7 protein-coding genes are annotated in these 11,390 nt (G+C 68.7%); 5 read left to right on the forward strand and 2 right to left on the reverse strand.

The features are described 5' to 3' along the window. Window positions 1-93: 93 nt before the first annotated feature. Window positions 94-2,673 carry a transglycosylase domain-containing protein gene (locus I5I_RS04780; protein WP_036317085.1) on the reverse strand — a complete coding sequence of 860 codons (2,580 nt, stop codon included), beginning with the start codon at window positions 2,671-2,673 and terminating at the stop codon, window positions 94-96. An 86-nt stretch (window positions 2,674-2,759) separates the two neighbouring features. Between I5I_RS04780 and I5I_RS04785 the strand changes: the two genes are divergently transcribed. The 5 genes from I5I_RS04785 (at window position 2,760) to I5I_RS04805 (ending at window position 9,376) form a co-directional block, all read left to right on the forward strand. Next, entirely contained in the window at window positions 2,760-2,978 is a 219-nt protein-coding gene (locus tag I5I_RS04785) for a DUF4177 domain-containing protein (RefSeq protein ID WP_036317087.1), read from the forward strand. Further along, window positions 2,975-3,442, forward strand: coding sequence for a RidA family protein (locus I5I_RS04790; protein WP_036317089.1), 468 nt, complete (start codon window positions 2,975-2,977; stop codon window positions 3,440-3,442). Before I5I_RS04785 ends, I5I_RS04790 begins: the two co-directional genes overlap by 4 nt. A gap of 225 nt (window positions 3,443-3,667) precedes the next feature. Continuing rightward, on the forward strand, window positions 3,668-4,126 hold the full coding sequence (locus tag I5I_RS04795) for a neocarzinostatin apoprotein domain-containing protein (RefSeq protein ID WP_036317091.1): 459 nt from the start codon (window positions 3,668-3,670) through the stop codon (window positions 4,124-4,126). A gap of 91 nt (window positions 4,127-4,217) precedes the next feature. Beyond that, complete coding sequence (locus tag I5I_RS04800) at window positions 4,218-8,978, forward strand: HtaA domain-containing protein (RefSeq protein ID WP_083867939.1); 4,761 nt, start codon at window positions 4,218-4,220, stop codon at window positions 8,976-8,978. Window positions 8,979-9,004: 26 nt separating this feature from the next. Continuing rightward, the gene (locus tag I5I_RS04805) at window positions 9,005-9,376 is read left to right on the forward strand and encodes a PLD nuclease N-terminal domain-containing protein (RefSeq protein WP_036317093.1); all 372 of its coding nucleotides are present in this window, start codon (window positions 9,005-9,007) and stop codon (window positions 9,374-9,376) included. Window positions 9,377-9,415: 39 nt separating this feature from the next. On the opposite strand, the gene acs is transcribed toward I5I_RS04805, so the two are convergent. Next, complete coding sequence (acs, locus tag I5I_RS04810; RefSeq protein ID WP_083867940.1) at window positions 9,416-11,362, reverse strand: acetate--CoA ligase; 1,947 nt, start codon at window positions 11,360-11,362, stop codon at window positions 9,416-9,418. Window positions 11,363-11,390 lie beyond the last annotated feature (28 nt).

Here is an 11,390-nt window from a genome sequence, read left to right on the forward strand (position 1 = left end):
AAGAGGAAGCGTTCGATGCAGTGCCCCAGACGGCAGTTCCGACGGCCACCGCCCCCGCCGCCGAGACGGCGGCGAGGGCGTTGCGCGCGGCNGTCACGGACGTCCGCCGCAGTTCTTGGCCTGGTACTGCACGGTGATCTGCGTGCTGCGGTTGACGACCGTTCCCGCGGCGGGATTCGTGCCCGTCACGGTGCCGTTGTCATCGGCGGTCGGCGAGGCGGTGCACTGCTGGGCGACATTGCTGAAGCCCTGCGCCTTCAGTGTGTTCACGGCATCCGCGGGCTTGCCGCTCACGGCCGGAACGGCGATGCCCTGCCCGTTGCTGGGACGGATTGTCACCGTCGTGCCGCCGGCGACCTTGCCCGCACCGGGGTCCTGCTGGACGATGGTGCCCGCGGCTTCGGTTCCGTCCACCGGGTCGCCGACCGTCACCGAGAATCCGGCCGTGCTCAGCGTCTGCTGCGCCTGGTCGATGGTCATGCCGATCACCGACGGAAGATCTGTCAGCTGGCGCTTGGTCAGCGCGGAATCCGGGTCGGGGAAGCGATCGCCACCGTACTTGGCGTTCGCGGCCCCCTGCATCGCCGGCCAGATGGAGTTGCGGATCTTGGAGAGTACGTAGCCGTTCTCGTAGTGATCGCTCAGCAGGTCGGTGCCCTCGACGTTGCCGACCCAGACAACGGTGGCGACCTTGGTCGACGAGCCGTCCATCCAGGTGTGCAGGTACTCGTGGATACCGGTCTTGCCGAACACGGGCACGCCGTCGCCGATCTGTGCGCCGGAGCCGGTGCCCGTCATGACGCCCTGCAGCGTGTACGCCGCTGTCGCCGCGACCGCCTCGCTCATCGCGGGCTGGCAGGTGATCTGCGGGGTGATGTCCTTGCCCTGCGCGTCGATCGCCTTGTCGATCGCCTTCGAGGGGCACAGCGTGCCCTTGGCGGCCACCGAGGCATAGACCTGGGCCATGTCGATCGGAGCAACGGCCTGGTCGCCGAGAACGTTGTAGGCGTAATTCGTCGTGTCCAGCGGTCCGCCGCTGCCGGTCATGACGCCCATCTTCATCGCGAGCCGGTTCGTGCTGCACACCGAGATCTTCTCGGCCATCGTGAGGAAGCCCGAGTTGAGGGAGTCTCTCGTGAAGTTGTAGACCGTGCCCACGTAGCCCGAGTTGTTCTCGAAGTTTCCGATCTGGCCGTTGCCGTTGTTGCCGGCGACCACGTTCTGGATCGTCCCGTCGCACTGGTCGACCTTCTTCGGGCCGATGCGCCCGTTCAGAGTCTCATTGACGGAGTGTCCCTGCTCGAGCCAGTTCAACAGGCTGAAGATCTTGTAGGTCGAACCCGCCGAGTGGCCGCCGCCGCCGCCGTTCTCCTCACGCACGTTGTAATTCACCTGTGTGGTGGGGGCGTTGACGGCGGCATCGTCCGTCGAGAACGGGCGGTTCTGCACCATGGAGAGGATGCGTCCGGTGCCGACCTCCACCTGCACGGCAGAGGCTCCGAGGTTCATGTAGTCCACGTGTGCCGGCACGATCGAGATGGCCTTCAGGCCCTCGTCCTGCAGCGTCGGGTCGAGCGTCGTGTAGATCTTCATGCCGCCGCGGCGCAGGTTCGCCGCGCGCGTGTCGTCATCGGCGCCGAAGGCGGGGTCCTTCAGCAGGATCGTGCGCACGTACTCGCAGAAGAACTCGGCACCCGTCGCGTTCTGGCAGCCCTGGCTGCGGTTCGTGATGTTCGGCGTGATGGGCGAGGCCATCGCGTCGTCGTACTCCTTCTGCGAGATCTTGCCGTTGGCCAGCATCCGGCCGAGAACGTAGTTGCGTCGATCGAGGGTCAGGGAGTAGCCGTCGGCCTGACTGTTGACCGGGTTGCCGGCCTTGTCGGTCGTCGACCCTTCCGGCATATCGATGCGGTAGACGTTGGGAGCCTGCACCATACCGGCGATCGTCGCCGCCTGCGCGATCGTCAGATCGGCTGCCGAGACGCCGAAGTAGTGCTGTGCCGCGGCGCCGATGCCGTAGACGAGGCCGCCGAAGTTGGTGATGTTCAGGTAGCCCAGCAGGATCTCGTCCTTGGAGTACTGCTTCTCGAGCTGGATCGCGTACCGCATCTCCTGCAGCTTGCGCTGGTAGCCCTCAGCTCCCTGGTTGGCCGTGGTCGTCGCGTAGCACGCCGCGACTTCGTCGGAGTTCTGCGCCTTGCTCTCACAGTTCTGCTGCAGCACGTTCTTGACGTACTGCTGGGTGATCGACGAGCCTCCGCGGTTGGAACCGTTGGAGGCGTTGCCCACGAGCGCGCTCAGGGTGCCGACGAGGTCGACGCCGCCGTGCGTGTAGAAGTTCTTGTCCTCGCTGGAGGTGATCGCGTCGTACATGACGGGGTTGACCTGGTCGAACGTCACCGGGATGCGGTTCTGGTCGTAGAACTCCGCCATCAGTGCGTCGTTGCCGTTCGCGTCCTTGCGGTACATCTCGGTCGGCAGCATGAGCGGATCGATCTGGAGGAAGCCCGGCATGTTCTCGAACGTGTCGAGTGCGCTGGAAGCGGCGTAGCCGGAGACCGCGATCGCCGGTGTCACGGTGGCCGTGACGAGGATACCGGCGATGGCGCTCAGACCGACGAGTCCCGCAATGCCACCGAGCACACCGGTGGCCGTCCGTTTGAGTTGGGGCATAGGCTTGATCGTAAGGGAGAACCCTGGGGGATCCCTCGGTGGGCGCGGGCGCGCCACCACTGGCTACACCGAATCCGGGAGTCCGCATGACCACGTGGGAGTACCTCACGACCCCTCTGCTGATCCACAACACCGCCGCGATCCTCAACAACTGGGGCAAGCAGGGGTGGGAACTGGTTCAGGTCGTCCCCGGACCCGAAGGCGGACTCGTCGCGTACTTCAAGCGCCCCGTCGGCGCGGGCACCGCGAACGCGGGCCTCGGCGCGGCGGCGGTCGCCGCCCAGCAGTTCGGGGAGGACGCATGAGCATCGCCGCCCGCCTGAGTGAGCTCGGCATCGAGCTGCCCTCCGTGGTCCCGCCGGTCGCGTCTTACGTCCCCGCCGTCGTTCACGGCGATCTCGTCTACACCTCGGGCCAGTTGCCGATGGTCTCGGGCGCGCTGCCGGCCACAGGTAAGGTCGGCGAGGGAGACGGGCTGGTGGCGGCATCCGACGCCAAGAACTTGGCGCGCCAGAGCGCGCTGAACGCCCTCGCGGCGGCGGCAGCCGTCGTGGGCGACATCGAACGGCTGGTGGGCGTCGTCAAGGTGACCGGGTTCGTCGCGTCCGTGCCGGAGTTCACCGGTCAGCCCGGTGTCATCAACGGCGCCAGCGATGTGCTCGGCGACATCTTCGGCGATGCCGGACGCCATGCCCGTTCCGCCGTCGGCGTGCCGGTGCTGCCGCTGGACAGCCCCGTCGAGGTCGAGGTCGTCTTCTCTCTCGTGTGATCTGCGCCGTGCTCGGCAGATCGCGGGGCGTCCCGACGATCTCGGCCTTTCTTCGAGCCGTTATTTAGGTTAGCCTCACCTAAGAGTTTGATGAGAGCCGGGGCGGCGACTGTTGGTAGCGGCAGCCGCCCCGGCACCTCATCGGCTCACGAGCGCCCGCACGCGTGCGGGCGTTGCACCGAGTGCCGAGAGGCACTCCAACCCTACTGATTGGAGTACTCCCTCATGTCCAGCACCCTGCGAAAGCGCACGATGGCCACCTCGATCGCCGGCCTCGCGCTGGCCCTCGTCGGCGTCCCTGCGTACGCCGCGACCGGTCTCAGCCCGGCGCCGTCCGTGGATGCCGCCGGCGCTCGCTACTTCCTCGATGGTGACACCACGACGACGACCGTGACGGGCCTCGCCGCGAACACCGAGTACTACGTCGGTCTCTGCGCGAACGCTTCCTACCTGTTCGGCATCCCCGCCTGTGCCGGCTTCCAGACGGTGACCTCGGACGCCTCCGGGACGCTGAGCGCGGCCGTGCTCCTTCAGCGCAACGGCACCAACACGCACGCCTCCGCCCCCGGGCAGCCGGGCACGGTGAACTGCGCGGCCACGAACGCGTGCGCGATCAAGGTCGCTACGCACGGCACCAGCAAGCAGATCGTCGACCAGAGCGTGTCTTTCCGCGTCGACGAGTAATCCCCCCCCCGCGACGGTGGGCGGGGCTGCATCAGACCGCTGCGCCCACCGTCATCCCTCTCCGCTTGCGCTCCATCGAGGTCACTTCCGCATGCCTGTTCTTCGTCGTCCCACTGCGCTCCTGCGCGTCTTCGCCGTCACCGCCGTCCTCACGCTCCTCACGGGCCTCGCTGTCGCCCTGTCCCCGTCGCCCGCATCGGCGGCAGGGACGGGGATCTCATCGGGCACCGTGCACTGGGGAATCAAGGAGTCGTGGCGCAACTACATCGGCAGCGGGGTGATCACGGAGGGTGGCGTCACTCGCGCGGCCGACGGCGCCTTCGACTTCCCCGTCTCGGGGGGATCGTTCGACGCGGCCGACAACGCCCTGACCCTGTCGCTCGATGGGTCGGTGCGCTTCGCGGCCTACTGCAGCGACCCCGTCGCCTCCACCGGGTGCCTGCTCGATTCGACGTTCTCGAAGCTCACGGTAACGATCTCCGCCGACCGTCAGGAGCTCCGGGGGGACTACGACGGCATCGCGCGGGACAATCCAGGCGGGGCCATCGCGCACTATGGTGACGTCGTCATCGCCACGATCGATGCGCTCGGGGCGAAGCCGACGACGGATGCCGGAGTCACCACATGGCCCGCGATGTCCACGGTCGCGGGCGAGGGCTTCCCGCTGTACCCGGTGGGCACGACGATGGACGCCGTGACGGTGAGCTACACCGGTGCCGGCGGAGCGCCGGATCTCGGTGAGAAATGGAGCACGCCGGGTGCTCCCGTCTTCGCCCCGGCAGCCACATGGACCGGTGATGCCGATGCCGCGAGCCGAGATGTCCTCGTCGGCGCGACGATGCTGCACGTCGTCGAACGTGCGTCCAGCACCGCCCCGCGGCTCACCGTCCGCGCTCATGACCCCGCCGGTCTCGTCCCGGCCGCGAGCGTCGACATCGCTCTCGAGCCGAACGCGACGTATGCGGTCGCCAGCGATCCGGCATCCGATCGCGTCTTCGTCGTCACCCAGGTGCGCACCAACGTCGCCGGCGTCCGCGGCGGCACCGCGATCGTCACCGCCGTGGAATGGACCCCCGGCGGCTACAGGACCTCTGTGGTCGAGACGATCACCGGAACCGCGTTCACCCTGAACGCCGTCACGTGGAACTCCGTTGCCGACGAGCTCGCCCTGATCACGCAGGTGCGCGGTTCCGCCGCGGATCGTTTCACCCTGACGCGCATCGTGGACGGCGTCGGAGCGGTCAGCCGCGTGCCCGTCACACTTCCCCCGGATGCGACCGACGCGGAGCGGTCGGCCGAGCTGTTCGGAGGCAGCGGCCCGAAGTCCGGGGGAGCGCTCATCGCGCTTCGCGACGGGACCTATCTTGCGGTCGGCAAGCTCGTCGACGGCAAACCGCTGCGCGCCCGCCACCTGGTGCCGGCAGCGACCTCGGCCGCGACCACCTTCGTCGAGGGCAGCGTCCCCACCGTGCAGCCGTTCGCCGCCGACTACAACCAGTACTTCGCGTACGAGCTGGCCACACGCGCCGCGGACGGGTCCGTGCTGCTCTACAGCGCGAACTGGACCGGGGTCGTGGCCTATGTCGATGTGGCAGGCGGAGTCGCGCGCACGATCGCCAACGACGTACCCCTCAGCGTGCAGGGCTACAGCGATCACGCGGCATCCGATCCTGGTCATGATCTGGACTACGTGCTCAGTCAGACGTCGTCGTCGATCGATGTGCTCCGCGATCACCGGCTGATCACCAGCGTCGCCGTCGGCGGCTTCGCGCGCGACGCGCTCAGCCGCGACGTGTTCGCCGTGCTTCCCGACGGGTCAGTCGTGGTGCAGGTGAAGGATGAGGCGACCGGTAGACGCGCCCTGCAGCGGCTGTCTCTCACCGGCGTCGCCCCCGTCGTGTCGTCCGATCCGGTCGACCGCTCGGTGACCCTGCCGGCCGGGACGTCGTCGGCCGCCGTCGCCTTCCAGGCCACCGGAAGCGGGCAGGTGCAGTGGCAGCTCCGGCCCTCGGGTGCGACGCGATTCAGCGACATCCCTGGAGAGACCTCGCCCCTGTTGGCGCTCAACGCCACCGTGAACACCGACGGCACGCAGGTGCGCGCCGTCTTCTCGAACGCGGCGGGCAGCGTCGCGAGCGCGCCCGCGACGATCCGCGTGGCGAGCGCCCCGATCATCGAGGCACAGCCGACGGCGCCGACCGTGTACGTGGGACAGCCCTACCAGCTCTCGGTTCTCGCAGCGGGCAATCCAGCCCCGGCGGTCACCTGGCAGCGTCAGATCGACGGTGCGTGGGTCGACGTGGTCGAGGGTGTCGAGGGAACCCGCCTCACCGTCGCCGCGGCACCCCAGGGCGACGACGGCGCACGGTACCGGGCGAAGCTCACGAACAGCGTCGCCACGGTCTACAGCGCCGAGGTCGGAGTCAGCGTGCGCACCCGACCGGCCGTCCCCGAGACGACGACCTACACCGGCGTGGCGTTCGAGTGGACGGGCGCCGCGGAGTGGCAGCACCGTCCGCCGAACGGCAGCGCGGCCAACTACTTCTCCGCCGGGGTCTCCGATGGCACGGAGCAGACCTATCGTGCAACCTCTGACGGCGTGCGCATCCTCCAGCGGGCCGCCGACGGAACCGCAACCACGGAGGCGACGTGGCAGACGCGCGGTGCGCATGTCGACGCGGGAGGGCAGGCTGCCCAGCTGATGCGCTTCACCGACGGCACGGCCGTGCTCGGAGCCGACGGAGCAGCGACGATCGAGTGGAAGGGGACGGTGAGCGTCAACTTCTACGACGGGCTCGTGCCGTTCACGCTGGCCGATCCTCGTCTGACGGTGGCCGCGGATGGCACCGGCATCCTCAGCGCCGATCTCTCGGGTTATGCGGGTGACATGTCCAACCCGGACAAGCCGAAAGAACCGGTCGCGCCGCAGAGCGACGTCACCGTGGCGACGTTCCGAGGGGTCGTCGTCGACGCCACCCGCGGGTTCGTCGTCGCTCCCGACTTCACCGGTGTCGAGATCGATGCGCGCGGGGGCACGCCGCAGGTGCGGTCGGGATCCGGATGGGGAGCATGGCCCCAGCAGTTCGTCGATTTCCACGCGACGACGCATCTGGCCGCCTACTTCTATTCCACCGGCGGGTCGATGGATGCCGCCAAGCGCCCGGCAGCGTTCGCGATCGGGTTCTCCGGCGCCGGCATCCCCAGCACTCCTGTCACGCCGGACACTCCGGTCGTGACGCCACCGGTCATCGTGCCGAGCGGTCCGACGACGACCGTCCAGACACGCGAGGGCGCTCTGCTGTGGGGCGTGAAGAGCTCGTTCCGCAGCTACATCACCGGCCCGATCGCCAAGGGCGCGATCGCGGTATCCGGCGGCGCGAGTTCGGCCGACGGGCAGTTCCGCTTCGGTCAGACCGGCAGCGCTCTCAGGGACGGCCGCGGCACGGCCAGCTACGGCGGATCGGTGCGGTTCACCGGGCACGCCGGCGTCCTCGATCTGACCTTCTCCGACCCGCAGGTGCGGATCGACTCGGCATCGAGCGCGACCCTCCTGGTGAGCGTGGGTGGCAGGCGCACCGATCTCGCTTCGCTCGATCTCGCGGCCGGTCATCGCAGCGACGCGGAGGGGGCGCTGGCCTACAGTTCCGTGCCCGCGACCCTCACGGCCTCGGGTGCGGGGATCTTCTCCTACGGATCCTCGCAGTTCTATGGCCCCGGGACGGCGATGGACCCCGTCGCCTTCGTCGTCGGAGCGGATGCCGCGCCCGGCTCGGGCGGCGAGGCACGAACCGTCGCTTCGGCACGCGCAACCCCTGCCTGGACGCCCCCCGCCGAGCCGCCTGCCCGCACCGGGCTGTCGATCGATGCCGCCTACGCCGCGGGGGTGCCGGCGGGCGGTGAGATCTCGGCGTCGGGGGCGGGCTTCGCCCCCGGGGAGACCGATATCAAGGTCGTCGTGTATTCGACGCCGATCGTGCTCGAGCAGGCGCTGACGGCGGATGCGAACGGCGTTGCGACGTGGCGAGGGCTGCTTCCGGCGACGCTCGCTGCGGGCACCCACACGCTCACCTTCCAGGGCAAGGACCTCGCCCTGGGGGCACCGATCTCGGTGCTGGCCCCCGTTGCGATCAGCGGCTGCACGGTCGACGAGGCGTCGACCGACTGGGGATTCAAGGAATCGTTCCGCTCCTATATCTCAGGATCCATCGCGCACGGAAAGTGGGAGGTGTCCGACGGTGCCGCCTACACGACCCCGGTGTTCCAGTGGCACAGCGGTACGGGCACCGCGGACCTCACGGCGATGACCGGCCAGGTCGACTTCGCCGGAACCGTCACCTTCACCGGCCACGACGGCCTCCTGCACACGACCGTGGGCAGCCCTCGCCTTCGGCTCGTCAGTGCGACACGCGCGCAACTCCTGCTCGATGTCTCCGGGGTGACGATGGAGGACGCGCTCGCGGGGCGGACCGAGAATGCGGTGACCGCTCTTGCCGTGCCCTTCGTCGACATCGACCTGACGGCGGCGGAGGTCTCGCGCTCCGGCAACGGCGTCACGGTGAAGGGCGCGCCGACGACGATCACGGCAGAGGGGTCGACGGCGTTCCCGAACTATCCGGCGGGAACCGCTTTCGATCCGATCTCGTTCTCGATCTCGGTCAGCGACTGCGCGACGCAGGTGCTCTCAGACGACGCGGCGGCGGCGGTCGGTTCGACGGGGGATGCCGCAGCATCCGCCATGCCGGTGTGGGGATGGGCGCTCGTCGGCGGCGCCGCGCTGCTGTTCGCCGCCGGAGGGTCTGCGGTGACGACGATGGTGCTGCGACGGCGGAAGGAGCCGCACACGTTGCGCTGAGAGGGGACGACGGGGAGAGTAGGGGCATGCCGGTCCTTGCTCTCCTCGTCTTCGTCATCATGGTCGCCGCGCTCGTCGACGCGATCACGAGGCGCGACGATCAGGTGCGCCACCTGCCGAAGTTCGCTTGGATCATCTTCATCATCCTGCTGCCCCTCGTGGGATCGGTCCTCTGGTTCGCGCTCGGTCGCGAATGGGGAAGGGCGTCCGAACCGATGAGCTTCGGCGACCCTCGACGGTGGTCACGTGAGGCGGAGCCGCCGGCCGCGGCATCCCCGATGCGCGATACACGCACGACCGAGCAGCAGCTGGCCGATCTCGAGCGGGAGGAGCGTGCTGCGCGCCTCGAGGCGGAGATCCGGCGGCGCCGGTCGGCACAGGAGGACGGCGCGAACTGACGCGCCGCCCTCCGATCCGCCGCGGCGGCTGAGGGGGCCCTACTTCTTCGTGATCTTCGACTGGATCGTCGACATGACCATGGTGTCGGCCAGCGTCGTGGTATCGCCGACCTCGCGCCCCTCGGCCACGTCGCGCAGGAGCCGACGCATGATCTTTCCGGAGCGGGTCTTCGGCAGCTCGGTGACGATGTACACATCACGCGGGCGTGCGATGGGGCCGATCTGCTCGCCGACCCACCGGCGGAGGACGTCCACGATGCCGTCGACGTCGTGCGCCTTGAGGAACGACTCCTTCAGCACGCAGAACGCGACCACCGCCTGGCCCGTCGTGTCGTCGGCGGCGCCGACCACCGCGGCCTCGGCCACCGCTTCGTTGCCCACGAGCGCCGACTCGATCTCTGTCGTCGACAGACGGTGCCCGGACACGTTCATCACGTCGTCGACCCGGCCGAGGAACCAGACGTCGCCGTCATCGTCCAGGCGTGCGCCGTCGCCCGCGAAGTAGAAGCCCTTGTTCTGGAACTTCTCCCAATAAGTCTCGACGAACCGTTCCGGGTCGCCCCAGATGCCGCGCAGCATCGAGGGCCACGGCTTCGTGATGACCAGCAGGCCCCCGTTGCCGTTGCCGACGTGCATGCCTTCGTCGTCGACGACGTCGATGCCGATTCCGGGAAGCGGCACCTGAGCCGACCCCGGCTTGGTCTCGGTGACTCCGGGCAGCGCCGACACCATGATCGCGCCCGTCTCGGTCTGCCACCACGTGTCGACGATGGGGGCCGCATCACCGCCGATGATCGAGCGGTACCACATCCATGCCTCGGGGTTGATGGGCTCGCCCACCGAGCCGAGGAGACGCAGCGAGGACAGATCGAACTTCTGCGGGATCTCGCGGCCGAGCTTCATGAACGAACGGATCGCCGTCGGCGCGGTGTACAGGATGGTGACGCCGTACTTCTCCACCAGTTCCCACCACCGGCCCGGATGCGGCGCGTCGGGCGTGCCCTCGTAGAGCACCTGGGTGGCGCCGTTGGCGAGCGGGCCGTACGTGACGTAGGAGTGCCCGGTGATCCAGCCGATGTCGGCCGTGCACCAGAAGACGTCCGAGGCCGGGTGCAGGTCGTGCACGACCCTGTTGGTGAACGCCGCCTGCGTCAGATAGCCGCCCGAGGTGTGCAGAATGCCCTTGGGCTTTCCGGTCGTGCCCGAGGTGTAGAGGATGAACAGCGGGTTCTCCGCCGGGAACGGCTGCGCCTCGTGCTCGGCGGATGCCGCGGGAACCGCTTCGTGCCACCAGATGTCGCGGCCCTCGGTCCAGGAGATCTCGTTGTCGGTGCGGCGCACCACCAGCACATGCTCCACGCTCTCCTGCAGCCCCTCGCCGCGGTCGCCCAGGGCCTGGTCCACGGCCGGCTTGAGGGGCGAGACACGTCCCTTGCGGTATCCGCCATCGGCGGTGATAACGAGTTTCGCTCCCGCGTCGTCGATGCGCGAGCGCAGGCTGTCGGCCGAGAACCCGCCGAAGATCACGGAGTGGATGGCGCCGATGCGGGCGACCGCGAGCATCGCGACGATCGCTTCGGGGATCATCGGCAGGTAGATGGCGACGCGGTCGCCGGCTCCGATGCCGAGCTGTTCCAGCACATTTGCCGTCCGCTTGACCTCCTCGGTCAGCTCGGCGTAGGTGATGCGGCGCTCATCGCCCGGCTCGCCTTCCCACAGCAGCGCGACGCGGTCGCCGTTGCCGGCCGCGACATGGCGGTCGAGGCAGTTGTACGCCACGTTCAGCTCGCCGTCGGCGAACCACTGGGCGAACGGCGGGTTCGTCCAATCGAGGACCTGGGTGAACGGGGTGTGCCAGTGCAGGCTCCGGGCCTGCTCCGCCCAGAAGCCGTCGCGGTCGGCATCCGCCTGGGTGTACAGATCGGCGGTGGCGACGGCATCCGCGGCGAACTCGGGGGAGGGGGCGAACCGGCGGGTTTCATTCAGGACTCTAGAGGATCCCCGGGACCGAGCT

Source organism: Microbacterium sp. B24 (genome assembly GCF_000333415.1).
In the GTDB taxonomy this organism is placed as follows: domain Bacteria; phylum Actinomycetota; class Actinomycetes; order Actinomycetales; family Microbacteriaceae; genus Microbacterium.

Excerpts from the sequence above, each read along its gene's own strand:
- I5I_RS04780 (WP_036317085.1), bottom strand. The coding sequence starts at position 2,673 with ATGCCCCAACTCAAACGGACGGCCACCGGTGTGCTCGGTGGCATTGCG.
- I5I_RS04785 (WP_036317087.1), top strand. The coding sequence starts at position 2,760 with ATGACCACGTGGGAGTACCTCACGACCCCTCTGCTGATCCACAACACC.
- I5I_RS04790 (WP_036317089.1), top strand. The coding sequence starts at position 2,975 with ATGAGCATCGCCGCCCGCCTGAGTGAGCTCGGCATCGAGCTGCCCTCC.
- I5I_RS04795 (WP_036317091.1), top strand. The coding sequence starts at position 3,668 with ATGTCCAGCACCCTGCGAAAGCGCACGATGGCCACCTCGATCGCCGGC.
- I5I_RS04800 (WP_083867939.1), top strand. The coding sequence starts at position 4,218 with ATGCCTGTTCTTCGTCGTCCCACTGCGCTCCTGCGCGTCTTCGCCGTC.
- I5I_RS04805 (WP_036317093.1), top strand. The coding sequence starts at position 9,005 with ATGCCGGTCCTTGCTCTCCTCGTCTTCGTCATCATGGTCGCCGCGCTC.